Genomic DNA, 24,714 nt, shown 5'->3' with positions numbered 1-24,714 from the left:
AAATAATATAGAATAAATACGTTTAGACAAAGTTGAAGAATGGTAGTAAGTTTGGAGGAAGATTTTTTTGGAAAATATAGCGGAGCAGATCAAAAAACGGCGTACATTCGCCATTATTTCCCACCCGGATGCTGGTAAGACAACCCTGACGGAGAAGTTTCTTCTCTACGGAGGCGCGATCAACCTGGCTGGTACGGTCAAGGGAAGAAAAGCGGCCAAGCACGCGGTTTCTGACTGGATGGAGATAGAGAAGGAGAGAGGTATTTCGGTTACCTCTTCCGTATTACAGTTTAATTATGAGGGATTTTGCATCAATATCCTGGATACACCGGGACATCAGGATTTCTCGGAGGATACCTACCGTACTCTGATGGCAGCCGATTCGGCGGTCATGGTCATCGATGGTTCTAAGGGTGTCGAGGCGCAGACGATCAAGCTTTTCAAGGTTTGCGTTATGCGCCACATCCCGATTTTTACCTTTATCAACAAGATGGACCGCGAGGCGCGCGATCCGTTTGAGTTGATGGATGAGATCGAGAGCGTGCTCGGTATCCGTACCTGTCCGGTCAACTGGCCGATCGGCTGCGGTAAGAATTTTAAGGGCGTGTATGACCGTGCCACAAAGAAGATCACAACTTTCACAGCAGCAATGGGCGGACAGAAGGAGGTCGCATCTCAGGAGTTCTCGTTAGAGGGCGATGAGGTTAACTCCATCATCGGTCCAGACTACCATCGGCAGCTGATGGATGATATCGAGCTTCTGGACGGCGCATGCGATGAGCTGGATATGGAGCGTGTCAGCCGAGGAAATTTATCCCCGGTATTCTTTGGTTCGGCGCTGACAAACTTTGGTGTAGAGACATTCCTGGAGCATTTCCTGAAAATGACAACCTCGCCGCTGCCGAGAAATACGACAACCGGCATGGTGGATCCGTTCTCTCCGAATTTCAGCGCGTTTGTCTTCAAGATTCAGGCAAATATGAACAAGGCGCACCGCGACCGTATCGCATTTATGCGTATCTGTTCCGGCAAATTTGAGGCAGGCATGGAAGTAACGCATGTGCAGGGCGGACGCAAGATCCGTCTCTCCCAGCCACAGCAGATGATGGCGCAGGATCGAAAGATCGTCGAGGAGGCATATGCGGGCGATATCATCGGTGTATTCGATCCGGGTATTTTCTCGATCGGTGATACACTCTGTACAGGTGAAAAGGTAGAATTTGAAGGCATTCCTACGTTCGCACCGGAACATTTTGCACGCGTGCGCCAGATGGACACGATGAAGCGCAAGCAGTTCATCAAGGGCATCAGCCAGATCGCCCAGGAAGGTGCGATCCAGATCTTCCAGGAGTTCAACACAGGTATGGAAGAGATCATCGTCGGCGTAGTCGGCGTCCTCCAGTTCGAGGTACTGACCTACCGTCTGGAAAATGAGTACAATGTAGAAGTCAAGCTGGAAAAGCTTCCATACGAGTACATCCGCTGGGTAGAAAACGCTGACGAAATCGACGTTGCCAAGATTCAGGGAACTTCGGATATGAAGCGGATCAAAGACCTCAAAGACAATCCACTGCTTCTGTTTGTCAACAGCTGGAGTGTGGGAATGGTGGAAGAGCGGAATCCGAAGCTTAAGTTAAGCGAGTTTGGGCGTAACTAAAGCCATGTAGCGGAAAGCACCGTTTCAGCGAATGGAAAATTTATTTTTCAGGCGCTGAAAGGGGGATTTCTGCTATACGGCGCAGCCGGACAGGGGTGCGAAACCGCAGGTTTTGCACCTCTGGGCATGGTAAAACAAGAGAGAGTCCCTATCGCACCACTGGGCATGGTGAAACAAGAGAGAGTCCCCATCGTCCCACCTGGGCATGGTGAAAATATAGAAAAAATCAGAAAAGGAGACATTTCATATGAGCAGAGTAGATGTAGTACGTGCAGCCATGGTAGAAGCCATGAAAGCAAAAGACAAAGCAAGAAAAGATTCCTTATCCATGCTGTTATCCGCACTGAAAAATGCGGAGATCGACAAGCGTTCTCCGCTGACTGAGGAAGAGGCGGACGCAGTTGTAAAGAAAGAGATCAAGCAGACGAAGGAGACTCTGGAACTGGCTCCGGCAGATCGTGCGGATATCCGCGAGGAGGCACAGGCACGTCTGGCAGTTTATCAGGAATTTGCACCGGAGGATCTGACCGAAGAGCAGATCGCAGAGGTGATCAAAAGTGTTCTGGCAGAGCTTGGCATTGAAAATCCGGCACCGTCTGACAAGGGCAAAATCATGAAAACCCTGATGCCGAAGGTAAAGGGCAAGGCAGACGGAAAGGTAGTGAACCAGGTACTGGCTGGAATTCTGTCCAAATAATAACCAAAGGAAAAGAACGAGGCGGAAGATTTATGTATAAAAAGAAAATCGAGCAGTATATCGAGGCGCACAAGCAGGAGATGTTAGATGACATATGCGCGCTGTGCAGCATCAACAGCGAGCGTTCGGCATACCAGGAGGGCGATCCGTTCGGCGAAGGTCCGAGCCGCGCACTGGCACAGGCACTCAAAATGGCGGAAGAGTATGGATTTTCCATCAACAATTACGATAATTATGTAGGAACCGCCGATTTAAACGACGGTGAGCACCAGCTAGATATTCTGGCACACCTGGATGTTGTCCCGGCAGGCGAGGGCTGGACTGTGACACAGCCGTTTGAACCGATTGTAAAAGACGGAAAGTTGTACGGACGCGGCACGGCGGATGACAAGGGACCGGCGGTAGCAGCTCTGTATGCGATGCGTGCGGTCAAAGAACTGGGAATCCCGGTGACAAAAAATGTCCGCCTGATTCTGGGAACGGATGAGGAGTGCGGCAGCAGCGATATTGAACATTATTATAAAGTGGAGAAGGAAGCGCCGATGACATTTTCCCCGGATGCTTCGTTCCCGGTTATCAATATCGAAAAAGGACGTTTCCCGGGGCATGTGACAGCTTCTTTTGAGGTATCGACGGAGAATGCGCGGATCCTGTCCATCGAGGCTGGCATCAAGATCAATGTTGTTCCGGGCAAGGCGCATGCGACAATTACAGGACTGACCGAGGAAGAGGTACGTCCGATGGCAGAGGGCGTGACGAAGGAGACTGGCGTACAGTTTGAGCTTCAGGCAGAGGAAGATGTGATCGTGATCACCGCAGTCGGTGAGGGCGCACACGCCTCGACACCAGAGGAAGGCAAAAATGCGCTGGCATCCCTGCTTCTGCTTCTGGATCGCCTGCCATTTGCATCCTGCGGACAGACGAAGCTGATTCACAGCCTGACTGAGTGCTTCCCGTGGAATGATACCGAGGGAAAGGCGCTTGGCGTGGCGATGCAGGCAGAAGGATCCGGAGCGCTGTCTCTGGCATTCACGATGCTTACGATGACGGAGACACGGATGGAAGCGTACTTTGACGGACGTTTCCCGATCGGCGGCAATGATGACAACCTGTTGAAACCGGTGGAGGCAAAACTTGCGTCCCACGGCATGAAGTTGGAGTCCCCGCAGCTGCGAGAGCCGCATTTTGTAGATGGCAATTCCGAGTTTGTCAGAACACTTCTGAATGCTTATGAGCTTTATACCGGCAACAAGGGCGAGTGCAACTACACCGGCGGCGGCACATATGTGCATGACCTGAAAAACGGCGTTGCATTTGGCGCGTCGATGCCGGGCGTGGACAACCGTATGCATGGGGCGGATGAATTTGCCTATGTGAGTGATCTGGTGGCAAGCGCGAAGATTTTTGCACAGGTGATTGCGGATTTGTGTAAGTAACAGAAAATTTCGTTTTTTCCTCCGTAAGAATTAAAGAAACCTTAATTGATTCGCCGCAGGTTCTATGTTAGACTGAAATCCACAACCGAGAGGTACTGTGCATGTTTGAAGACAGCTGCAGGAACTCCGGCGAGAGGGAAAGGAGAGAACGATTATGAAAAAATCATTCCATACAGTTAAAAAGGCAGGGATTCTGACGGCGGCAGCGGTTCTGGGAACAGCGGCACTGGCGGGATGCGGCAGTAAGGCAGATACAACAGAGAGTGCAGCGGCAAGCGAGGAAGCAACCGAAGCGACCGGAGAGGCAGAAGCATCGGATGCACAGCTTGTCATCGCAGGTGGAGACAGCGCCGGACTGATCGCGGCGGTTCAGGCGGCAGCCGAGGGCATGGATCCGTCGAAGATCCTGATTCTGGCACCGGGCGAAGAGCTGGCGGCAGATATGACGGAGATGGCACCGTATGTTAATGCAGCCGATACGGATGAGCAGTTCCAGGCGAATCTTACGGATGATTTTGAGATTTATCTGTCCGATATTATGACGGCAGGAAATAATACGAACAATTCGGATATGGCGGCATATGTATCGGAGAACAGCGAAGAGGCGAAAGACTGGCTTGCCGACACACTGGGAATGGAGTATGGCGATCTGGCACAGGAGGCAGGTTCCTCGGTGGCCCGCAGTTTCCCGGCAAAAGAGGGAAATCTGAACGAGCTTGCACAGGAAGCGCTGCTTAAAAAAGTCGAAGAGCTGAAGATTCCGGTTGAATATAAGGCAGAATTAAAGAGCGTCGCTTACGATGAAGAAGGTGCGCTTGACCGCATCACTGTGACGGTGGACGGCAAGGATCAGGAGATTGACTGCCTGGCACTGGTAGCGACCGATGTCTCCCTGATTCCGGTTTTTGAGGAATCTCAGGTATATGAGGCAGATGGAAAGGCAGCTGCCTTGGTTGTCAGCAACAATGCGGAACAGCTAAACAAAGATAGCGGCGAGCTGATCAATGGTCTTTATGCAGCAGGTCCGATCCTGTCAGCGGCAGTAGACGGTGAAGGTGTGCTCTCCGGCAATGAGCTGACCGAGGCGGTTGTGTTTGGTTCGACTGCAGGAACAGAAGCAGCGGTTTATGTTTCGGATAACCAGTAAAAGCTAAGCTGGTTCATATGTAATGCCATTTCTAAAAAATCAGATGATGCAGACGAAATAAATAGAAATTAAATAGGAACCTTTAAGAAGAAGGTTCAAGCAAGAAGCGGGTAAAAGCAAAAAAACTTTTACCCGCTTTTAGTATTTTACAGAAAACAGCACGGAACTGATTTGCAAAAATAAAATTATTTTTATTGTGGAGACAATATATAAAAAAGTAAGTCAGAACTAACTCTGTATCACTGAATTATTATAACTTATTCGCAATTCGATATATTTGTTTATAATAATCTGGCTTTTTGATACTATGTAGTCAAACCTCATGAGGAACACGAGAAATAAAAAACCATTACATAAGGGGGTATTACATGGTGGAGAAAACTAAAAATGGGGCGGAGAAAAAAGGAACTCCGTTGTACGTGAAAATATTCATTGCATTGTTTGCAGGTATCGCGTTTGGTTACGTCTTAAATTTTATGGGCGGCGTGGAGAATGAGATCATTAACGGATATGTCCTTCCGTTCTTCCAGTTCATTGGAGATTTGTTTATCAAGTTGATCAAGATGATTGTCGTCCCGCTGGTGTTCTTCTGTATCATCGACGCGGCACTTTCGCTGGGCGATATCAAGAAACTTCGAAGCATCGGCGTTAAAACCATCATCTGGTTTTTAGCAACTGGCGGTATTTCAGCAACCATCGGTCTGATACTTGCCAATATCATCAAACCGGGACGTGGCTTGCAGCTGGGAACGGCAGAGACAGCAATGGAGGTGAAAGAACTTCCGGGTATCTACCAGACACTGCTCGACTTAATTCCGTCCAACCCATTTCAGGCACTGACAAGCGGCGAGATGATGCAGATTATCGTCTTTTCCCTGTTTCTTGGATTTGCCATCATCAGCATTGGCAAGGAAGCACAGCAGTTATGTGACATCATCAGCCTTTGTTCACGGACGATGTTTAAGGTTATCGACATGATTCTTGGAATCATCCCTTACGGCGTATTCAGTTTGATGACTGTAGCACTTGCAAAATATGGCGTTGCCATCTTCGGACCGGTTCTGAAATTCATCTTAACTGATTATCTTGCCTGCATTATCATGAGTACTGTTGGATACAGCATTTTCCTTATCGTGATTGGAAAGGTAAATCCGATGAAGTTCTGGCGCAAAGCGTTTGAACCTTGGATGATCGCATTTAGTACCTGTACTTCTTCAGCAGCTCTTCCGGTATCAATGGAAGTAGCACCGAAGAAGATGGGCGTTCCGAGAGATATTGCGAGTTTCGTACTTCCACTTGGATGTACCGCTCAGATGAACGGAACGTGTGCATACTTTGGTATCGTTGTTCTCTTTGCCGCACAGCTGTACGGCGTAGAGTTAAGTATTCAGCAGCAGATTATGCTGGTTGTACAGGCAACCTTCTTAAGCGTTGGCTGTGCAGCAACTCCGCAGATTGGTCTGGTTATCAGCTTAACCTTGATGACGCAGATGGGACTTCCGCTGGATGCATACGCACTGGTAGCTGGAATCTATCGTATCATCGACCAGATTCACACATCTACTAACTCTGTAGGCGACCTGGTAGCATCTGTCTGCATTTCTCAGATGGAGGGCGAACTGGATCACGAGATTTTCAATCAGGGAGAAGCCAAAAAGGCAGCTTGAGTTTTAGAAAGAGACATCCCGGATTCGTATGAAATGTGAAATATATCTGGGCAGTAGTTATGTATGGAACCCGGAAAGCGGGGAAACGACAAATTTGTGCAGAACGTGAATCAAAGATGGAATATGGAACACCCGGTTCTGAAAAGTCCACGTTTTCCGGATAAAAAGGAAAAAAACAGAAATAATTCCCACTTGCAAAGGTGCAAAAATTTAAGGAAACCAGACAAAACAAGAAAAGGAGATTAAAACTATGAGTGATAACAGAATTATCGAATGTATGGAACGTGCACAGTATCTTCTTGGCAACCTGATGGCTGTTAAACCGGGCGAGGAAGTTTTGATTGTCGTTGACCCTCAAACCGACGAGAGAATGACCCAGGCGATGGCAGCAGCCGCTTTAAACTGCGGCGCTGAGTACGGCGTATACATGATGCCGATTCGTGGAAAAGACAAAGCAACCATTTTCCCGAAGTCACTGGAGCTTGGCATGGATGCCTGCGATGTATTTGTCGGCATGACCACCGCATCCGGTGCAGCTATCTACAATAACCACCTGAAAGAGCTCATCAACCAGAAGAAACTTCGCGAGGTTTCCATCTGCTTAAGAAGCATCGATAACTTCACAAGAGGCGGCGCACTGGCAGATTATGAAGCAGTTTACGCAGACGGCGAGAAGCTGCAGGCAATCTGGAGAGGTCATAAGATGGCTCACATCACCACACCGGCTGGTACCGACCTGTACATGGAAATGAATCAGATGGAGCCGATCATCGAGTGTGGTATCGCGAGAAATCCGGGCGATGCAATGGCATGGTCTGACGGAGAGGTTTCCTTAGGACCGGTGATCGACACAACCCATGGCAAACTGGTAATTGATGGACCTATCTGCTACTATGGATGCCCGACCACACCGGTTGAGTTAAGAATTGAAAAAGGACGTATCGTAGAGGTGGTTGGCGGCGATCCGAAGATTTGTAAAGAAATCCGCCGTCAGATCGCAGAAGTTAAAGATTCCGACAACATCGCAGAGATCGTACTTGGACTTAACCCGGCTTGTATGTTCAACGGAGACTTCGAGGAAGAGAAGAAGGGAAGAGGAACCTGCCACATCGCAATGGGCAACGGCTTCTACTATGGACAGCCGGCACGCTCGACCGTACATATCGACATGGTACAGTACAATCCGACCGTTATCTTCGACGAGGGAACACCAGAAGAGGTTCTGATTGTAAAAGACGGCAAGGTTGTTTGTTTGGGCGACAAATAAAACTATTGCATCCAACTAGACAGTTCACCCCAATTATAACCATATAAATATACCTTACTGTTTTGTATGACGCCAGGAATCCCCGTTCAGCCAGTGTATCGGCTGAACGGGGATTCTTGGTATTTTTAAGTCTGATTTGGATGTGAAGTACCGCCTCCCGAGCAAGAAAAACAGGTGACATTGAGCCGGTATGGAACTGCGGCTGGATGGCAAGCAAGCCGATGCAGGCGATTATCGTCCTGCTGTACGGCAGTACCGTATTCTACGCAATTTTCAGCGCACTGGGAATGCTTCCAGCAGGATGGTAAACCCCTTATCACGAAATATTTATAACATATTCGCAAATGGGTATATTTGTTTATAAGTGTGTGCGGGTTTGATAGTATATAGTCAAACCTCATGAGGAACAGAAAAAACTAAATAAACAGCTATGAAACAGAGAACAATGACAGGCAGATAGCTTAAATCGGCTGGATGCAGAGACTGTCAAATAATAACAAAAGCGAGGAGAATGAGTTATGAGTGATAACAGAATTATCGAATGTATGGAACGTGCACAGTATCTTCTTGGCAACCTGATGGCTGTTAAACCGGGCGAGGAAGTTTTGATTGTCGTTGACCCTCAGACCGATGAGAGAATGACCCAGGCGATGGCAGCAGCCGCTTTAAACTGCGGCGCTGAGTACGGCGTATACATGATGCCGATTCGTGGAAAAGACAAAGCAACCATCTTCCCGAAATCTCTGGAACTTGGCATGGATGCCTGCGATGTATTTGTCGGCATGACCACCGCATCCGGTGCAGCTATCTACAATAACCACCTGAAAGAGCTCATCAACCAGAAGAAACTTCGCGAGGTTTCTATCTGCTTAAGAAATATCGACAACTTCACACGAGGCGGCGCTCTGGCAGACTACGAAGCAGTTTACGCAGATGGCGAGAAACTGCAGGCTATCTGGAGAGGTCATAAGATGGCTCACATCACCACACCGGCTGGTACCGACCTGTACATGGAAATGAATCAGATGGAGCCGATCATCGAGTGCGGTATCGCGAGAAATCCGGGCGATGCAATGGCTTGGTCTGACGGCGAGGTTTCCTTAGGACCGGTGATCGACACAACCCATGGCAAACTGGTAATTGATGGACCTATCTGCTACTATGGATGCCCGACCACACCGGTTGAGTTAAGAATCGAAAAAGGGCGCATCGTAGAGGTAGTTGGCGGCGATCCGAAGATTTGTAAAGAAATCCGCCGTCAGATCGCAGAAGTTAAAGATTCCGACAACATCGCAGAGATCGGACTTGGACTTAACCCGGCTTGTATGTTCAACGGAGACTTCGAGGAAGAGAAGAAGGCAAGAGGAACCTGCCACATCGCAATGGGCAACGGCTTCTACTATGGACAGCCGGCACGTTCGACCGTACATATCGACATGGTACAGTACAATCCGACCGTTATCTTCGACGAGGGAACACCAGAAGAAGTTCTGATCGTAAAAGACGGCAAGGTTGTTTGTTTGGGCGACAAATAATATGGCTATATATTAAGAAATATCAAGAACGAATTGTCAATGAAAGACTGCATGAATTGCGGCTGTGATTTCCCCTTGAGCAGCCGCAATATAAAACATCAGGAATTTGTAAAAGCTTAGGAATTGAATAAACCTCCATATTAAAAATGGAAGCTGTGGACGCAGGTTAGCTGCCTTAGATGTGCAGAGCGCAGGTGTTCGCAGCTTCTTTTGAGTGCTGATTCACGCACCTGGAAGTTTCGTAAAACAAGCTGGATTCTGTCTGAAAAACGACAAATGGACGGAAAATACAGTTTATTTGTTTACAGATATAGAAATCTTATGATAAAATAATAACAATAAAAAATAACTGTTAGATATGGCGGTTATATTCGTTTAAGCAAAGCAGGATGGAAAATGGACAGGGGGAATTGACAAATGCTGAATGAAATGAAGTACGTGTATGAGGTTTACAAAGAAAAGAGTTTTTCCAAAGCGGCGAAGAAGCTTTTTATCAGCCAGCCAGCACTCAGCAACATGGTGCGGAAGGCAGAGAAAGAGATGGGAGCGCCGATTTTTGATCGCAGTACGATTCCGCTGACGGTGACGAAGGAGGGCGCGTATTACATCCGTACCGTTGAAAAGATTCTTTTTCTGGAACGGAATTTGGAACGGTATTTTCAAGATATTGCGGGGCTTCAGGGCGGCACGCTGGCGCTCGGCGGTGCATCTTATTTCTGCTCGTTTGTGTATCCGGATCTGATTGCCCGTTTTCAGACAAAATATCCGCAGGTTACGATTGACCTAACAGAAGGAAATACACGGGAGCTGAAAGCGGGGTTGGAAAATGAGTCGCTGGATCTGGTGTTGGAGACGGCGATGGAGAAGGACGATACTTCGATCAAACGGTATTTATTCCGGAAGGAAAATCTGATTCTGGCAGTTCCGGAAAGTTTTCCAGTTAACCGGAAGCTGCAGCCATACCGACTGTCCAGGCAGGAGATTCTGTCCAAGTCCTTTTTAAAACCGGAGGTGGAGGCAGTTCCGTTAAAGGAATTTAAGGATGTGCCGTTTATCACGATGAAACCGGGCAATGATATGTATAAACGAGGCGCGAAAATGTGCCGCAACAGCGGTTTTACGATGAAAACTGTGATGATGGTGGATCAGGTGCTGACTTCTTTAAATATCGTCTCCAATGGGGTTGGAGCGATGTTTGTGCGTTCTGATATTGTACAGTGGCGTCCGGAGGACCCGAGGCTGGTCTATTATAAGATAGACGACCCGTTGTCTGAGCGGGAGATCACATTTTCGGTCAAGCGGGGGCGTTATGTGACGGCGGCGATGCGTGAGTTTATGCGTCTGGCAGGCATCCGGTCGGATGATCCGGACGCCGATCCGGCTGCCGGGAGGCAAAAGGAGTAACGGCAATTTCCGAAGACAGGGACTGAATGCGGCGTAAATTCCGGAATGTGGTTGCAAAATCAGTTAATCGTGTAAATTTTATATAATTTTACGTCGATTTAGACTTTACCAGCAGTCTAAAGTATGATAGACTATAACAATGAGGGTAAATGAGTTGCCGATTAAAGGCGGAAGAATTTCTATTCTGGAGAATTCGCGGGATGCTATGAGAGACAGGAGCAAAGGTGGATTTTATGAAGGAGACAGAGGGGATTTATTTATCCAAGACGATGAGGAATAGGAGGAATAGCGGGCAGGAACATGGAAATCACAGTTGCGAAGACGGCTGGCTTCTGCTTTGGCGTGAAGCGGGCAGTCGAGAAGGTATATGATCAGATAGCGACGGGGAAGAAGCCGATCTATACCTACGGTCCCATCATCCACAATGAAGAGGTGGTGCGGGATCTGGAAGAGAAGGGCGTACAGGTCATCAATTCGAAGGAGGAACTGGAAGCCCTGAAAGAAGGCGTGGTCGTCATCCGTTCCCACGGCGTAGGCAGGGAGATCTATGAACTCCTGGAACGCCAGGGACTGGAGCTTGTGGACGCGACCTGTCCATTTGTCAAAAAGATCCACAAGATTGTCCGGGAACAGTGCGAAGCCGGACGCCGCGTGATTATCGTGGGAAATGAGCACCACCCGGAGGTCGAGGGTATCAAAGGCTGGGGAAATGAGTATACTCTGGCAGTCGAGTCACTGGAGGAATTTGAAAATCTGGCACTCAGACCGGATGAAAAGCTCTGTATCGTGGCGCAGACGACATTTAACTACAATAAATTTCAAGATTTAGTTGAAAAAATTTCAAAAACGTATTATGATATACTTGTTTTAAATACGATTTGCAATGCAACACAGGAGAGACAGGTTGAGGCGAGGCAGATAGCTTCACAGGTTGATGTTATGATTGTGATTGGAGGCAAGAACAGTTCTAACACACAAAAGTTGTATGAGATTTGCCGCAGGGAATGTAAACACACTTACTACATTCAGACACTGGAAGATTTCAAGCCTGAGATAACAGGTACTGTGCGCAGCGTAGGTATTACAGCCGGGGCATCGACCCCAAATCAAATTATCGAGGAGGTTCATACTAATGTCAGAATTAAGTTTTGAACAAATGTTTGAAGAATCATCATTCAAGAGATTACGTACAGGAGAGGCTGTTACCGGTCAGGTTATCGGTGTCAAGGAAGACGAAATCATTCTCAGCATCGCTGGAAGCAAATCCGAAGGCATCATCACAAGAAGCGAATTCACCAATGAGCCGGGCGTAGATCTTAGAACCAAAGTTCAGGTCGGCGACGAACTGGAAGCAAAAGTTCTGAAAGTAAACGACGGAGAGGGCATGGCTGCTTTATCTTACAAGAGACTGGCTGCTGATAAGGGTCTGAAACGTCTGAAAGAAGCTTTCGAGAACAAGGAAGTTCTGAAAGAGAAAGTTACACAGGTTATGGAGAAAGGCCTCGTAGTAGAGGTTGAGGGAACCCGTGTATTCATTCCGGCAAGCATGGTTTCTGATACTTATGATAAAGACTTATCCAAGTACGCAGGTCAGGAGATTGAGTTCGTAGTTACCGAGTTCAATCCGAGCGGAAGAAGAAGCCGTATCATCGGCGACCGCAAGCAGATCCTGCTTGAGAAGAAAGCTGCTATGCAGAAAGAATTATTCGAGAAGATCGCTGTTGGTCAGACCGTAGAAGGTGTTGTTAAGAATGTAACTGATTTCGGTGCATTTATCGACCTTGGCGGCGCTGACGGTCTGCTTCACATCTCTGAGATGTCCTGGGGCAGAGTTGAGAATCCGAAGAAGGTTTTCAAAGTAGGCGATAAAGTAAAAGCTCTGATCAAAGATATCAACGGCGAGAAGATCGCTCTGAGCTTAAAGTTCCCGGAGAGCAATCCGTGGGCAAACGCAGCTGAGAAATATGCTGTAGGCAACGTAGTAGAAGGCAAGGTAGCACGTATGACTGATTTCGGCGCATTCGTTGAGCTGGAGCCAGGTGTAGATGCACTTCTTCACGTATCCCAGATTTCCAGAGAGCATGTTGACAAACCATCCGACGTACTGAGCGTAGGACAGGTTATCACTGCTAAGGTAGTTGATTTCAACGAGGCAGACCGCAAGATCAGCCTGAGCATGAAAGCTCTTGAGAATCAGGAAGCAGAAGAAAACTAATCAAACGGTTGACGCCAGTTTCTCATCGGACAGATAGTGCGTCAGACGGAGGATGAAAGAATCATCAGGCTGTCACTTCCACAGGAAGAATGTGGAGGTGGCAGCCGTTTTTGCGATGGCGTGGGGCATGGTATTCTTGACCGGAACGCAGTTGGGTATTTCTGGGATTGGAAGAAAGAGCTGGCTGTTTCTGGCGCTGTAGAAAGCTATTTGGTGATTTTATCTCAGTCGAGAAGACTCCCGCCTCTTCAGGTGGTGAGTAATAGCAAATTTGTCTCAGTGGGAGTTGGGTCTCCAACTGAGATAAACGCTCCGCGAGGATGCGCAGTGATTCTGATAGGAATATGTCAGCTTTGCTGACCAGAATCACGCGCCAAGTCTCACGGATGTTCGACTTGAATAAGATAAAAATGAAAACAGGCAGTATGGCGTATGTGATGGAACATAGGTTGTACGGTCTGTTTTTTGCGTGATGAGGAGCGGGATACGGCGTGGTGAAGGGTTGTGGGAGCAGAAAGATGGATTGGAGTGAGTCATAAGGATATTTGGAAAAATATTGACAAAGAAGGTACACTGATATATAATTTAGATACAATATTATATAACATATAATATTAAACAAGAAAAAATATTATATTTTGAATTAGTGAATCTTAGGAGGGATAAGATGGTTTTTAATACAGGAGCTGCGCTTCTGGATGCGATCGTCCTTTCAGTTGTATCAAAATCTGCAGAAGGAACATATGGGTATAAGATCACGCAGGATGTCCGTCAGGCAATCGAAATATCGGAGTCCACGCTTTATCCGGTGTTGCGGCGGCTTCAGAAGGATGACTGCCTGGAAACATATGACCGGGCGATCGACGGCAGAAACCGACGGTATTACAAAATAACGGAGGCGGGACGGATTCAGCTGAATCTTTACCGGGGTGAGTGGAACGTGTATGCAGGAAAAATTTCAGAGATACTGAAAGAGGGATAAGGAGAGGCAGATCATGAAAAAAGAAGCATTTTTAGAGAGGCTGGAAGCGCTCTTGCAGGATATTCCGGAAGAAGAAAAACGGGATGCGATTGACTATTACCGCGATTATCTGGAGGAAGCGGGACCGGAGAAGGAAGAAGAGGTACTTGCAGAATTTCAGAGTCCGGAGCATATTGCCGAGGTAATCCGGACGGAGCTGCAGAGTGAATGGAGTGGCGGCGAATTTACAGACCGGGGGTACAATGACAGCCGGTTTGAAGAAAAGCGGACGACTTTATCCAGAAGCGGTGGGGCAGAACAGGGAGAACGAGAAAAAGAAGCAGGATTTCAGGCTGGAACCGAGGATGCCCCATTCCGGGAATTTCGGGATGAGGAAACGGGAGAAAATGCGGCATCCAATGAGAATCAAAGAAGCCGTCTGAGCGAGATGCTGCATTGCTTAAAAGAAAAAATAACCGGTTCCAAGATTGGAATGGTTGTGGCAGTTCTGGTAGTGCTTGCAGTTCTTCCATTTATCTTTTCGCTGGTAACGGGGACTGTGGGAAGTGTTTTTGGGCTGGCAGTCGCACTGGCAGCGATATTGGTGGTGCTGGGACTGATGACGGTGCTGGTGTTTGTTGGCGGAATTATGCTGTTCGTTCTGGGTGCAGCGAGTCTGTTTGAACATTTTGCGATGGGACTGATGTTCATCGGATTGGGTATCGCGGCAGAGGGCAGCTGTCTGCTTCTGATATGCGGCTGTATCCTGTTTTACGGTGTATTTCTGCCGTGGGCAGTCAAGGGAATCATTCAGCTTTGCCGTCAGGCGGCAGGTTATCTGTCAGCCAGGGCGTAGGAGGATAGGAAAATGAAAAAATGGATGAAAAAAATGGCAATCATTGGCGCTGTCCTCTTTGTGGGGGGAATCGGTGTGACATCGATCGGGGCTGCCATTGGAGGCGCAGCTGCCGGACTGGATTTTCTGATCGATCAGGAAAAAAATTTTCAGGATAAATATAATTGGGGTGATTCTGAGGAAATATGGGATGATACGGAGCAGCTGCCGGAAGAGCTTGATGAGTCGGATGAGGTAAAAGAGCAGCTGAACGGAGAAAGACAATACGAATAGATTTCCAGAAAATGGACATACTCTGAGTACACAAGATGGAAAGGAGTATGTTTTTTATGGATGAAAATAAGGTGGATTTTGAGAAAATGACCCCGGCAGAGCGGCTGAAATATGAGGTGGCGGAAGAAGTTGGATTGGCGGACAAGGTACGACAGTATGGCTGGAGAAGCCTGACTGCCAAGGAGAGCGGGCGGATTGGCGGTCTGATGACGAAGAAAAGGCGGGAGATGAAACAGGATAAGAAAGACGGATAATTCCCTTAAAACACCGAAACCCCTTGAAAATAAAGGAAAAATCCAATATTTTCAAGGGGCTTCAAATCTGCCGGCTGCGGGACTTGAACCCGCGAAGAAGCCTTTAATATCAATGCTTTTCAGGCATCGTGTTGCATTTCGTGTTGCATGATTTTACGTTTGCAACTTTTTGGAAATGTTCAAGGATCAGCTGACTCTGCTTTTCTGCCTCCAAATCAATGACATTCCGGTAGACGGATTTCATCACATTGTCAGAGGACCAACCGCCTCGCTGCATAATGTATTGATCCGGAACTCCGATCGCATGCATGATGGACGCGGAGTAATGCCGCAGGTCATGAAAGCGGAAGTGGGGGAGCTGGCAGAGATCCAGAACCCGTTCGAATTCTCGCGTGAGCTGATCGGGGTTCAGGTTACACAGTGCCCCTTTTTTACCGCGTATATGTTTAAAAAAGAATTCTGGCATTTGTATAGTTCGATAGCTGCCGTAGGTTTTGGGTGACTTGGTTATCCACTCATTGTCCTCGCTGCGCACGATGCTTTTGCTGACAGTTATGGTGTTCTCTTTAATATCACGGGAAGTCAAAGCACAGATTTCGCCACGGCGAAGCGGACCAAATGCAGCCAGAAGAATGGCTATTTCCAGATCGGTTCCAGCAGATTCAGCCAGGAGGCGCTGAATATCTGTGTCGTTCGGACAATATAGCTCCGGGTGCTTCCGGGCGGGAAGCTGTACGCGGATGGAAAGGTCGGGGGCAAACATATCGAGAGCCGCTGTCAGAAGCGCATAGGCATTTCGGACGGTCTTAGGGCTAAGCCTTTTCGATAAATCAGATATCCAGATCTGTACAATCTGGCTGTTCAATTCATTAAGGCGTGTGCTGCCGAAATTGCCCTGGAAGTGCGTCCGCAAGAGTCCTGCATAGCCGCGTAGGGTAGACGGGGAAAGGACGGCTGCTTTCATGTCCTTGTATCGCTGGACAGCGACACGAACGGATATATTTTCGGCGCGGTTCCTTTTCTTTGATAATTTCCATTCGTCTGCAAGCATCCGCGCCTCTTTCTTGGTCGGCGCGGTAAAGGACTTATAATGACGTTTACCATCCGGATCTGTGTAATCTAAAGCCAGAACACGAAAGTTCCCGGATGGGAGTGAATTTTTGCGTTTTGCCATAATGATATCATCCTCCTTGGTGGGTATAGGAAATACACCCCTTGCAGGGCGCCCGGAAGAATGATATAATTCAAAGTGTTCAAGTTTGATTATATCTTCCGGGAGTGATCCTGTAAGAGAAAATCTATGTAAAGCCGTTCGGTACGCCAATACCGGGCGGTTTTGCTATTTAAAGTGGTCGAAATCGACTACTTTAGGAAATCACTGTAAAGCAGGGCTTAACCATACATCAGTCGAATAGCTTTGTAACTGCCCCTCTACAATCGCCCCATTGGCGATTTTTTCAAGAGTATCATGCGAAACAGTAAAGCTAATAACTTTTTGTTCGCTTCCGTCTGTCATATCAGCGACCGCCCAGTATTGCAATTCATCATATTGATCCAGACCATATTTTTCGACCGCGTCATATACATCGTAAAAGCAGCTAGCTACGGTCATTTTTTTAGTCAAACTAGATGTAATCTTGGCTTTCAGGACGATGGTTGTCCCGTTTACAGTGGTACTAAGCAAATCGCCATAATGAAGTTGAATTTCTGATGTATCGGAAGCACCGTTTTCAGCAGCTATTTTATCGTAGTTTCCCAGTACATACATATATACGTGAGAAGCATCATCTGTTGAAATACCATATTTTTCTGCAATCTCTTCATCAACCTGTGCTTCATAATCTCTTTTCGCAATCGGATCTTCTGGTGAAGATTCCCAAGCGGTCTGATAGTCTTGATAAATAGAAAGCATGGTTGAATTATCAAGTCCTAACGCTCGTACACTTCCCCAGCCGTCGGAATCGTTATCAGCGGAAACGGAGCTGTCTTCTGCAGTGCTTTCTTCGACGGAGCTTTCTGTTGGCGTTTCGGTTGTCGATGTGTTTCCACCGCCGCAAGCCGACAAAGAGAATGTACACAGCAATGCTACAAAAAATATTTTTCTTTTCATACCTTTTCTCCTTAGTGTTTTTTATTAAAATGCCAAAGCTATTTTAATCGTAGTTCAATTAATTTTTTTTGATACCCCAATAATCTGGATACCTGCTCGATGGAGCATTCTTTGTATTTAAGATATTCTGTTAATATTTCGTCCGGAATTAAAAATTCCACAGCAAATTTATTTGCTTCGACTTCTAATTTCGTATTCAGCAAGGTGTGAGTCCTTAAAAAATAGCAGTTTTCTTTCGGGTGCAGAATTGCATGCCCCAACTCATGAGCCATAACAAACATTCGCTCATTGCCTTCGAGAGATTCGCTGATCCAGATGCACTTTGACCGTTTCAGATACATATAGCAGCCGAGCCGGGAACCAATGTCGCAGGTCATGACTTCGATGCCAAGAGCGTCGGCCAGTTTAAACGGATCAGAAGTATTAATTTTTCTTCTATAAGCTAAGGCCTTTTTTCTGACATAGTCATTCAACCCAGATCACCTACTTTTTGTTTTTATTGGGATTGTATTTCTCTTTGTTCTTTATTTTTACTCGGCGGAGCATAAGATCCACCTGTCCCAAAAACAGATCAATATCTTCTTCCGGAATATCCTGCCCGTCATATGCCGCTGGACCAGATTCTTTATTGGCCAGTTTCTCACGCAGGGAGTCGAGGTCTTTCTTTATATCTCTTTCGTCCCGGGCTGTAAGCTCTGGGGCTTTTTCTTTTACGACCGCTTCTTTTCCGGTCATCAGATACTCTAAAGACACGCCGAAATAATCAGCAATTTTCTGTAGCTTATCCTGCTTGGGAGTGTATTTCCCTTGTTTCCAATTAGACAGCGTTGCAGTAGTAATACCAGTTTCCTTAGCTACTTTATAGGCGGTTACTCCATACTTGGAAAGTAGCTGTTCAAAAATCTCATACATTATAGTCCTTTCCGCCTGAATAGCTTAGAAAAATTAGCTAAAAATATTGACAAGCTAAGATATCTATGCTATTGTATGGATGTAGCTAAGATATCTAAGCTACAAACAATGACATAGGCTTTGGTTTCTTAAATAACTTAGGTGGTACTTTGATTATATAAGAAACCTTAGCTAAAGTCAATAGATTTTAAAGAAGGAGGTGTCTATTTTGTATAAAAAATATGCAGAGCTGCGAGACAAGAGAAATATAACAGACTATAGAGTTGCAGCAGATACTGGAATTTCGACAGCAACACTTTCTAATTGGAAGAATGGAAACTATGCGCCGAAGTTCGACAAGCTTCTGATTCTTGCAAAATACTTCGACGTTCCGGTGGAGTATTTCGCGGAAGCAGAATAGCGATCGAGGATCTGTTGGAGTAGGGAGGTGAGAGGGATGAAGATAGTATTGTTAATTGGCTGCTGGCTTTTAGGAGCATTATGCGTTCTGATTATGAAAAAAATAGAGCCACATAACAAGGTGTATCCTGTATGGGCTCTGTTTATATCGATCATGTTTACGCTATTCGCGTTCTACGATTTGCTTGGTAGAAGTTAGTTCTTTATTAAGTTCACAACCTAAAGATGCGATAAGGGAAGAATACATTGTTCGTTCTTCTCTTGAGGATCCGCTACCAAAGACTTCGTTGTCGATTTTATCCATGAACGAAATAAGTGTTTTTTGGTTTTGGGAATCACAGAACAAAAGAGCTGTATCGACAGCGGAGTGGACATTTTGATAGCGTTCAAGAGATTGCTTCGAAGCGGTAAAGTTACCAGCGGAGCGAAGTACCTCACTAAAAGCAGTTTTTTTATCAGCATAATAAATTTCAAATTGCTTTTGAGCAGCTTCATGGGAAAGAGATAATTTTTTCATATTTTCTTCATGACAGAATTCGAGCTTTTTCATTTTATATGCATGGTGATTATTAATTAAAGCAACAGCTACGGGAGATAAAAAAGCAGCAATAGCAATAACAGCTGTAATTACCCACGATAAATCTAATGGGTGCGAAAAAAGAGAATCAAAATTAATGCTCATGGGAGTCTCCTTTTGTTTTGTACTCGGCATTTTTGGAAGCCTGTAAGTACAGTATAGGGCAAAAGGATGGGGATGGCAATTAAAAAGAGGCGTATTCCAATAAAGAGAGCGAACCTAGAAGGGAGGCAAAAGAGATGCGTTTTATTGAGAACGAGATTCTGGAACGTATTGGCTTTGATTTTTATTGCGACATTGCAAATAACATTGTCAAAGCCAGAGCAGAAATGGGATGGACCCAGAAGAAGCTGGCAGAGCAGTCAGGAATCAAACCCCATCGGCTGGTGGGAATTGAAAATGTAAAGATCCGGATCGATTTGGATGATTTGGAAAAGCTGTCAAAGGTCTTAAACAGATCAGTGGACTGGCTTCTGGATGCGGAGTTGGAGGGCGGCGGAAAAGAATGCCTTTATCTGGTTTGGTCGGACTCCAGTCCATGTCTTAAACTTTACCAGAGAGCTACCAGTAAGCGGATGGCATTCATGATATATGACAGAAAATTCAAGGAGTGCCATGTTGCATACAGCAGCGGGCGAGAGAGACATTTTGTACAACTTGTAGGAGTTCCAGTATCAACGGCAGAAATTCAGAAGAAGTTCAAAAAGCGTGTGACGGATGATTTGCCGATAGAACCGGATTGATTCGGGATGCCAATGCTCAGATGTCATTAGCTGAGTAGGGGGAATTCTGTTCGCAACAGAGGATGAGAAGGAGGTGTAAGAAATGAAAAGAACTGCATTTAAGAAAAAGCCATCATGGAGCTATTGCACGGCGGATTGGATAAACGAAATTAAGATTCGAACCAGTTGGACAAATGAAAAACTTGCTGGTGAGCTGGGAGTATCGATGTCAACGCTCCATAATCTTAAATCTGCGCCGTGGAAGGTGTCTGGGGCGTACGTGCTGCGGCTTCTGGAGATTCGCAATAATGTGATTGCAAAATATGAAAATGAAAGAAAAGTCGTGTAAGATCTGCTGGAGTTGCTGGCGGTGTATGGAATCCGATCGGGAATACCCGTGCAAAAATTATAAGAAGAAAGCGAGGAAGCGTAATGAGAAGAGAACTGAAATGCATGGAACTGAGAAGTCAGAACCAGCGGACCATTGAGGTGCTGGACAAAGAACTTGGCAGAGCACAGGCGGATCTGCGGTTTGCGTGGCGGCTGGCATATGTAGGCATGACGATCGCAGCGGTGGCGACCGGGGCGATGGTGGCGATTGCGCAGGCGGCGGGGATGTTCTAAATGAGAGAAAGAGAAATGGAGTTTTGCCCGTTCAGAACTGTGATGGAGACATTTCCAGCCGTACTTGTTGGACAAGGGGACGTTACACGGACGAGATTTGAATTATGCTTAAAAGAAAAATGCCCAGCGTTCCGTGTGATGAGGGGGGGGGCGAGAGCTGTTTGAGGCTGGAGAAGCAGTAAAGGCTGTTTTTGGCAGCAGGGGAAGGAGGACAGGAGTATGTCGAAGAGAGTCGAAGAAATCCTCAGAGGTATGCCACGGGAAGATCTGAGAGTCAGAGAAGATTACCGTGATGATGGATTACGCGTCAAGCTTGCGACGCATTACCTTATAGGCTATCTGGGGAATGAAACACCGGAAAACAACAGAGCTGTTTACAGCGGAAAGGAGATTGCGGAATTGCTGGAAAGCGTCTGCAATGGCATTGAATAAGAAAGATGAGCAGGAGAACCAACGGAACCAACCGCGCCGGGGCGATGGTAAACGCCAGCCGGTACACCGGTTATGGGAAACCAAAGAAAAAGACCGCCAGCTTGGCAGAGCTGAACGGTCACATCAATAAAAATATTAACAGCTTGATTATATCAAGAGATTCGGGAGGATGCAATGGTAAAAGCAACAATTAAAGGTAAAAGGGAGCCGATGGAGCTGGAGGGGGATATGATCCTTGGTGCCACGATCCAGTATGATGCAACCAGAGATTCAGGGGTGTTTATCATCGGTGATGTTAAATATTCACTTCTTCCGAGAACCCTGGCAGTAATGGCGGCGGCGCTTCTGAAAAAGCATTTTTCGGGAGAAGAGCTGGCGAAAGCATATGCAGATTTCTATATAGCATTTCTTGCAACTGTGGAAGTAGCACGGGAGGATTCTGATGAAGAAGAGACTGGCAAAGAAAATTGAGAAGATGCGCCGGAAGAAGATTCATGAGGCGCTGGAGATGGTGTTGGAGATCAATACCACACAGGTAAGAAGTCAGGAGCTTACTGGACACAAACCTACGGCATTCTTTTCGTTTTCGGGTCACGTAGCAGACGTAGATGTTAGCATGTATCAAAATGGATGGAGCTTTACACGCGGCGCGGAAGGACGTTGGAATGCTCAAGCCTTCCTCGACCACGCTGGAGATATGGAGCGACTGCTGAAAGAGCTTGCGAACAAGAAAAAGGAGTTACAGGATGCTGGAAAGATGTGACTGCTGCGGCGCATATCTGGAAGACGGCGGTTTGGCTTGTGAGGAGTGCCGGAAAGATATGAAGAACAGGATCAACCATAGAAATCAGAGAAATGAAAATAGAGCAAATGAACCGGAGGTAGCTTATGAATTTGTATGAGATTGATGCCCGCATCATGGAAGCGTTTGAGGCGGCGGTCGATGAAGAGACGGGGGAGATTGTAAATGAAGAGGCTTATGCGGCGCTGGATGCGCTGCAGGAAGCCAGAGACGAGAAGATCGAGAATGTCCTGCTCTGGATTAAGGATCTGAAAAGCGATGCGGAGCAGCTGAAAAATGAGAAGAGGGTGCTGGAAACACGCCAGAGAGAAGCCGAGAGAAAGGCGGAATCACTGCAGGAGTACGTTAAAAGAGCGTTAGACGGTCAGAAGTTTAAGACAAGCAGAGTGGCGGTGTCGTACCGCGCCAGCAAGGCGATTGAATACGCCGGGGATATTAATGCACTTCCGGAAGAGTTCATCCGCCGCAAGGATCCAGAGCTGAATAAGACAGCACTGAAAGAGGCGCTGGACAATGGCGCTGAAATTCCTGGCGTATCGATTGTAACCCGTAGCAACATGATTATTAGATAGGTGGCAGAGATATGGGAGAGACGAAAAAGAATATCTTCCAGACGATAGCAGCTGTCATGGAAGATGTGGGAGTGGTCGGGAAAGATTCGTTAAATGAGCAGCAGAAATTCAAGTATCGCGGCATTGACGCGGTCATGAATGCGCTGAATCCGGCATTTATTAAGCATCACCTGTTCGTTGTCCCGGAGGTTATGGATCAGACGCGGGAGGAACGCAGGACTGCAAAGGGCGGGATGCTTTTATATTCGGTCTGTCGTATGAAATATACGTTCTACGCCGAGGACGGCAGCCACATCGAGGCGGTGGTAGTTGGCGAAGGGATGGACAGCGGCGACAAAGCAACCAATAAAGCAATGTCGGTTGCATTCAAATATGCTTGCTTCCAGGTGTTCTGCATTCCAACCGAGGAAATGAAGGATCCGGATGCGGAGACGCCGTCGGCTTCCGAGAAAGCCCCGGAGCTGGCAAGCGAAGCGATGAGGAATGTATTCCTGAAAGAGTGCGACAGAATCGGAAAGAGCCCGAAATGTATTTTGAAAGCAATCGGCGTAGATTCGTTGGAACACCTGACGGTGGAACGATTCCAGAACGCGATGAAGAGTTTTAAGAACACGCCGGATAAATCCAAAGGGAAAGTAGATCCAGCCACGGTACCGCCGGAGGATGAAACGAGCGGTCTTCCGTTCAATTAGCCTATGGAGAGTAAGGGAACTTTAAAAGATGTGTCGATGGACTGGAAAACCGGTCGGATGCGGCTGACGTTTGAGTTGGAATCGGATGTGTCATCGTCGATTGACAAGATGAAGGACAAGCCCCTGCGGATCATTGCAAAGCAATGGCGGGAGAAGCGGAGCCTGGACGCGAATGCGTATTACTGGGTGCTTCTCTCGCGTCTGGCAGAGGTGGCGGGCATATCCAAGCCGCGGGCACACAACCTCATGCTTCGGAGATACGGCCAGAATCTCATGATTGCCGGTCAGATGGCGTTTTTGGTTGTACCGGACACGACCGAAGCGGAAGAGACGGCGCTGGAGGCGGAAACCTTCCACATCCGTCCAACTTCGCAGGTTAAGCAGGGCAAGGATGGGAAAGCATACCGTACATATACGGTGCTTGCTGGATCCAGTACCTACGATACAAAGGAAATGAGCGAGTTGATAAATGGGCTGGTAGCGGAATGCAAGGAGCAGGGGATTGAAACCCTGCCGCCGGATGAGCTGGCTCGGATGATGGCAGAATATGAAGAAAACCACAGGAAGAAAGAAACTATATAGCGTCCACATGAATCAGGAGTTTGATGAGCATTTGAAACGTCAGGCACAGGAGTATTATGAGGCGCACATCGGCACCAGAGAACAGTTTATTGCCGAGTTTGGCAAGAGTTATTTATAACGGTACAACAGCCGCAGGGCTAGTACATAGTAACCCGTAGACAGCATCCTGGCACGTCTTACCGTGTTATATATTACCAAACCTTTACAGGATGCCATTGGTTTACCGGGAGGGAGACCGACCCTCCCGCTCCGGAAGGAGGAAGCAAGTTGGCGAAGAAGAAAGTGACGCCGCAGATGGAGCGGTTTACCAGTGCTTTATACAACGCGCTGGGAGTAGGACATAAAAATGCGCAGACGCGCAAGGAGCTGTGTAAGCGCCTTAGATGTGATGATCGAATGCTTCGGGATGGAATAGAAGTTTTGCGGGCTGATTATGCAGTTTTGAATCGCGATGATGGAAAAGGTTATTATCTTCCAGAAGAAACGGATTCAGGGCGCGCGGACACAAAACGGTGGCATGAGCGGCAGGAACGTCGAGTACAAGCGATTCGCGCATCGCAGGCGGGAGCGCTTAAATTTATCGGAATGGGCCGAAGAGAACCTAAAGGCGTATATGGACAGCTCAGCATGTTCAGAGATGGAGGATAAGCAGGATGGGGAAGATGCAGAGAGAAAAAGGAAAACGCGGAGAGCGTGAGCTTGCTGGCATCCTGCGGGACTATGGATATAATTGCCGCCGGGGTCAGCAGTATTGCGGGACTTCCGGCGATGCGGATGTGATCGGACTGCCGGACGTACATATCGAGGTCAAGCGGGTGGAAGACCTGAGACTCCGGAAAGCATTACAGCAGGCTTCCAGGGATGCAAGGGCGGGCGAGATTCCGGTGGTAATGCACCGGCGTAACTATGAGCCGTGGCGGG

The 24,714-nt window shown here is 47.3% G+C and carries 35 protein-coding genes; 30 read left to right on the top strand and 5 right to left on the bottom strand.

Translation table 11 applies throughout. The features are described 5' to 3' along the window. Positions 1 to 67 precede the first annotated feature (67 nt). The 15 genes from DWZ76_RS12610 (at position 68) to DWZ76_RS12540 (ending at position 15,369) form a co-directional block, all read left to right on the top strand. Positions 68 to 1,657, top strand: coding sequence for a peptide chain release factor 3 (locus tag DWZ76_RS12610; RefSeq protein ID WP_106999734.1), 1,590 nt, complete (start codon positions 68 to 70; stop codon positions 1,655 to 1,657). Between the two features lie 247 nt (positions 1,658 to 1,904). Then, the gene (locus tag DWZ76_RS12605) at positions 1,905 to 2,354 is read left to right on the top strand and encodes a GatB/YqeY domain-containing protein (protein ID WP_022360228.1); all 450 of its coding nucleotides are present in this window, start codon (positions 1,905 to 1,907) and stop codon (positions 2,352 to 2,354) included. A 32-nt stretch (positions 2,355 to 2,386) separates the two neighbouring features. Further along, positions 2,387 to 3,790, top strand: a complete 1,404-nt coding sequence (gene pepV / locus DWZ76_RS12600) for a dipeptidase PepV (RefSeq protein ID WP_117795236.1) — start codon at positions 2,387 to 2,389, stop codon at positions 3,788 to 3,790. Between the two features lie 154 nt (positions 3,791 to 3,944). Further along, positions 3,945 to 4,937 (top strand): FAD-binding protein, encoded by a 993-nt coding sequence (locus tag DWZ76_RS12595; RefSeq protein WP_118472906.1) that lies wholly within the window; start codon positions 3,945 to 3,947, stop codon positions 4,935 to 4,937. A gap of 368 nt (positions 4,938 to 5,305) precedes the next feature. After that, positions 5,306 to 6,604: a dicarboxylate/amino acid:cation symporter gene (locus DWZ76_RS12590; RefSeq protein WP_118472905.1), complete on the top strand. Its 1,299-nt coding sequence runs from the start codon at positions 5,306 to 5,308 to the stop codon at positions 6,602 to 6,604. A gap of 250 nt (positions 6,605 to 6,854) precedes the next feature. Further along, the gene (locus DWZ76_RS12585) at positions 6,855 to 7,871 is read left to right on the top strand and encodes an aminopeptidase (protein WP_118472904.1); all 1,017 of its coding nucleotides are present in this window, start codon (positions 6,855 to 6,857) and stop codon (positions 7,869 to 7,871) included. A gap of 518 nt (positions 7,872 to 8,389) precedes the next feature. Continuing rightward, complete coding sequence (locus DWZ76_RS12580) at positions 8,390 to 9,406, top strand: aminopeptidase (protein WP_118472903.1); 1,017 nt, start codon at positions 8,390 to 8,392, stop codon at positions 9,404 to 9,406. 417 nt (positions 9,407 to 9,823) lie between these two features. Further along, the gene (locus tag DWZ76_RS12575) at positions 9,824 to 10,810 is read left to right on the top strand and encodes a LysR family transcriptional regulator (RefSeq protein WP_106999740.1); all 987 of its coding nucleotides are present in this window, start codon (positions 9,824 to 9,826) and stop codon (positions 10,808 to 10,810) included. A gap of 300 nt (positions 10,811 to 11,110) precedes the next feature. Beyond that, the gene (gene ispH / locus DWZ76_RS12570; protein ID WP_118467777.1) at positions 11,111 to 11,962 is read left to right on the top strand and encodes a 4-hydroxy-3-methylbut-2-enyl diphosphate reductase; all 852 of its coding nucleotides are present in this window, start codon (positions 11,111 to 11,113) and stop codon (positions 11,960 to 11,962) included. Continuing rightward, the gene (gene rpsA / locus DWZ76_RS12565) at positions 11,943 to 13,025 is read left to right on the top strand and encodes a 30S ribosomal protein S1 (RefSeq protein ID WP_022360427.1); all 1,083 of its coding nucleotides are present in this window, start codon (positions 11,943 to 11,945) and stop codon (positions 13,023 to 13,025) included. Before ispH ends, rpsA begins: the two co-directional genes overlap by 20 nt. A 52-nt stretch (positions 13,026 to 13,077) precedes the next feature. Beyond that, a complete protein-coding gene (locus tag DWZ76_RS15490; protein WP_333490962.1) occupies positions 13,078 to 13,227 on the top strand; it encodes a hypothetical protein in 150 nt (49 codons plus the stop codon). Positions 13,228 to 13,692: 465 nt separating this feature from the next. Then, positions 13,693 to 14,007: a PadR family transcriptional regulator gene (locus tag DWZ76_RS12555; protein ID WP_022360428.1), complete on the top strand. Its 315-nt coding sequence runs from the start codon at positions 13,693 to 13,695 to the stop codon at positions 14,005 to 14,007. A gap of 13 nt (positions 14,008 to 14,020) precedes the next feature. Beyond that, positions 14,021 to 14,842 carry a DUF1700 domain-containing protein gene (locus DWZ76_RS12550; protein WP_118472902.1) on the top strand — a complete coding sequence of 274 codons (822 nt, stop codon included), beginning with the start codon at positions 14,021 to 14,023 and terminating at the stop codon, positions 14,840 to 14,842. A gap of 12 nt (positions 14,843 to 14,854) precedes the next feature. Continuing rightward, entirely contained in the window at positions 14,855 to 15,115 is a 261-nt protein-coding gene (locus tag DWZ76_RS12545) for a hypothetical protein (protein ID WP_117795242.1), read from the top strand. 47 nt (positions 15,116 to 15,162) lie between these two features. Then, the gene (locus tag DWZ76_RS12540) at positions 15,163 to 15,369 is read left to right on the top strand and encodes a small, acid-soluble spore protein, alpha/beta type (RefSeq protein ID WP_118472901.1); all 207 of its coding nucleotides are present in this window, start codon (positions 15,163 to 15,165) and stop codon (positions 15,367 to 15,369) included. Positions 15,370 to 15,478: 109 nt separating this feature from the next. Here the strand turns inward: DWZ76_RS12540 and DWZ76_RS12535 are convergent, their stop codons facing one another. From DWZ76_RS12535 to DWZ76_RS12520, 4 genes are all read right to left on the bottom strand, one after another. Further along, complete coding sequence (locus tag DWZ76_RS12535; protein WP_118472900.1) at positions 15,479 to 16,543, bottom strand: site-specific integrase; 1,065 nt, start codon at positions 16,541 to 16,543, stop codon at positions 15,479 to 15,481. Between the two features lie 201 nt (positions 16,544 to 16,744). Beyond that, the gene (locus tag DWZ76_RS12530) at positions 16,745 to 17,479 is read right to left on the bottom strand and encodes a hypothetical protein (RefSeq protein WP_118472899.1); all 735 of its coding nucleotides are present in this window, start codon (positions 17,477 to 17,479) and stop codon (positions 16,745 to 16,747) included. 38 nt (positions 17,480 to 17,517) lie between these two features. Beyond that, the gene (locus tag DWZ76_RS12525; RefSeq protein WP_243017837.1) at positions 17,518 to 17,952 is read right to left on the bottom strand and encodes an ImmA/IrrE family metallo-endopeptidase; all 435 of its coding nucleotides are present in this window, start codon (positions 17,950 to 17,952) and stop codon (positions 17,518 to 17,520) included. Positions 17,953 to 17,962: 10 nt separating this feature from the next. After that, on the bottom strand, positions 17,963 to 18,391 hold the full coding sequence (locus DWZ76_RS12520) for a helix-turn-helix transcriptional regulator (RefSeq protein ID WP_118472898.1): 429 nt from the start codon (positions 18,389 to 18,391) through the stop codon (positions 17,963 to 17,965). 199 nt (positions 18,392 to 18,590) lie between these two features. Here DWZ76_RS12520 and DWZ76_RS12515 point away from each other — a divergent pair, with 199 nt between their 5' ends. After that, complete coding sequence (locus DWZ76_RS12515) at positions 18,591 to 18,791, top strand: helix-turn-helix transcriptional regulator (protein WP_347474711.1); 201 nt, start codon at positions 18,591 to 18,593, stop codon at positions 18,789 to 18,791. Between the two features lie 162 nt (positions 18,792 to 18,953). Here DWZ76_RS12515 and DWZ76_RS12510 read toward each other — a convergent pair whose 3' ends face one another. After that, positions 18,954 to 19,472, bottom strand: a complete 519-nt coding sequence (locus DWZ76_RS12510; protein WP_118472896.1) for a hypothetical protein — start codon at positions 19,470 to 19,472, stop codon at positions 18,954 to 18,956. Positions 19,473 to 19,606: 134 nt separating this feature from the next. Here DWZ76_RS12510 and DWZ76_RS12505 point away from each other — a divergent pair, with 134 nt between their 5' ends. The 14 genes from DWZ76_RS12505 to DWZ76_RS12450 all read left to right on the top strand — a co-directional run. Continuing rightward, the gene (locus tag DWZ76_RS12505; protein WP_118472895.1) at positions 19,607 to 20,110 is read left to right on the top strand and encodes a helix-turn-helix transcriptional regulator; all 504 of its coding nucleotides are present in this window, start codon (positions 19,607 to 19,609) and stop codon (positions 20,108 to 20,110) included. 82 nt (positions 20,111 to 20,192) lie between these two features. Further along, positions 20,193 to 20,438, top strand: a complete 246-nt coding sequence (locus DWZ76_RS12500) for a hypothetical protein (RefSeq protein WP_118472894.1) — start codon at positions 20,193 to 20,195, stop codon at positions 20,436 to 20,438. Between the two features lie 104 nt (positions 20,439 to 20,542). Beyond that, the gene (locus DWZ76_RS12495; RefSeq protein WP_207663654.1) at positions 20,543 to 20,713 is read left to right on the top strand and encodes a hypothetical protein; all 171 of its coding nucleotides are present in this window, start codon (positions 20,543 to 20,545) and stop codon (positions 20,711 to 20,713) included. Between the two features lie 219 nt (positions 20,714 to 20,932). After that, positions 20,933 to 21,145, top strand: coding sequence for a hypothetical protein (locus tag DWZ76_RS12490; RefSeq protein WP_118472892.1), 213 nt, complete (start codon positions 20,933 to 20,935; stop codon positions 21,143 to 21,145). 5 nt (positions 21,146 to 21,150) lie between these two features. Next, on the top strand, positions 21,151 to 21,339 hold the full coding sequence (locus DWZ76_RS14960) for a hypothetical protein (protein ID WP_147353141.1): 189 nt from the start codon (positions 21,151 to 21,153) through the stop codon (positions 21,337 to 21,339). Next, a complete protein-coding gene (locus DWZ76_RS12485) occupies positions 21,320 to 21,616 on the top strand; it encodes a hypothetical protein (RefSeq protein ID WP_118472891.1) in 297 nt (98 codons plus the stop codon). The genes DWZ76_RS14960 and DWZ76_RS12485 overlap by 20 nt, the downstream gene beginning before the upstream one ends. Further along, positions 21,588 to 21,908, top strand: a complete 321-nt coding sequence (locus tag DWZ76_RS12480; RefSeq protein WP_118472810.1) for a hypothetical protein — start codon at positions 21,588 to 21,590, stop codon at positions 21,906 to 21,908. Before DWZ76_RS12485 ends, DWZ76_RS12480 begins: the two co-directional genes overlap by 29 nt. Beyond that, a complete protein-coding gene (locus DWZ76_RS15105; RefSeq protein ID WP_182431328.1) occupies positions 21,892 to 22,047 on the top strand; it encodes a hypothetical protein in 156 nt (51 codons plus the stop codon). Before DWZ76_RS12480 ends, DWZ76_RS15105 begins: the two co-directional genes overlap by 17 nt. Next, entirely contained in the window at positions 22,034 to 22,519 is a 486-nt protein-coding gene (locus DWZ76_RS12475; RefSeq protein WP_118472890.1) for a siphovirus Gp157 family protein, read from the top strand. Before DWZ76_RS15105 ends, DWZ76_RS12475 begins: the two co-directional genes overlap by 14 nt. 11 nt (positions 22,520 to 22,530) lie before the next feature. Further along, positions 22,531 to 23,211, top strand: coding sequence for an ERF family protein (locus tag DWZ76_RS12470; protein WP_118472889.1), 681 nt, complete (start codon positions 22,531 to 22,533; stop codon positions 23,209 to 23,211). 36 nt (positions 23,212 to 23,247) lie between these two features. Then, positions 23,248 to 23,793 (top strand): hypothetical protein, encoded by a 546-nt coding sequence (locus DWZ76_RS12465; RefSeq protein WP_147353140.1) that lies wholly within the window; start codon positions 23,248 to 23,250, stop codon positions 23,791 to 23,793. Continuing rightward, positions 23,759 to 23,911: a hypothetical protein gene (locus tag DWZ76_RS15100; RefSeq protein ID WP_182431327.1), complete on the top strand. Its 153-nt coding sequence runs from the start codon at positions 23,759 to 23,761 to the stop codon at positions 23,909 to 23,911. The genes DWZ76_RS12465 and DWZ76_RS15100 overlap by 35 nt, the downstream gene beginning before the upstream one ends. Positions 23,912 to 24,060: 149 nt before the next feature. After that, the gene (locus tag DWZ76_RS12455) at positions 24,061 to 24,441 is read left to right on the top strand and encodes a hypothetical protein (protein ID WP_118472887.1); all 381 of its coding nucleotides are present in this window, start codon (positions 24,061 to 24,063) and stop codon (positions 24,439 to 24,441) included. Between the two features lie 5 nt (positions 24,442 to 24,446). Then, positions 24,447 to 24,714 (top strand): hypothetical protein (locus tag DWZ76_RS12450; protein WP_118472886.1); only part of this gene is annotated, 268 nt, incomplete at its 3' end.

This window comes from Clostridium sp. AF35-15 (assembly GCF_003477745.1).
GTDB lineage: Bacteria > Bacillota > Clostridia > Lachnospirales > Lachnospiraceae > Otoolea > Otoolea fessa.
The sequence above is the reverse complement of the archived record's forward strand: the minus strand, read 5'-3'. Positions and strand labels throughout refer to the sequence as shown.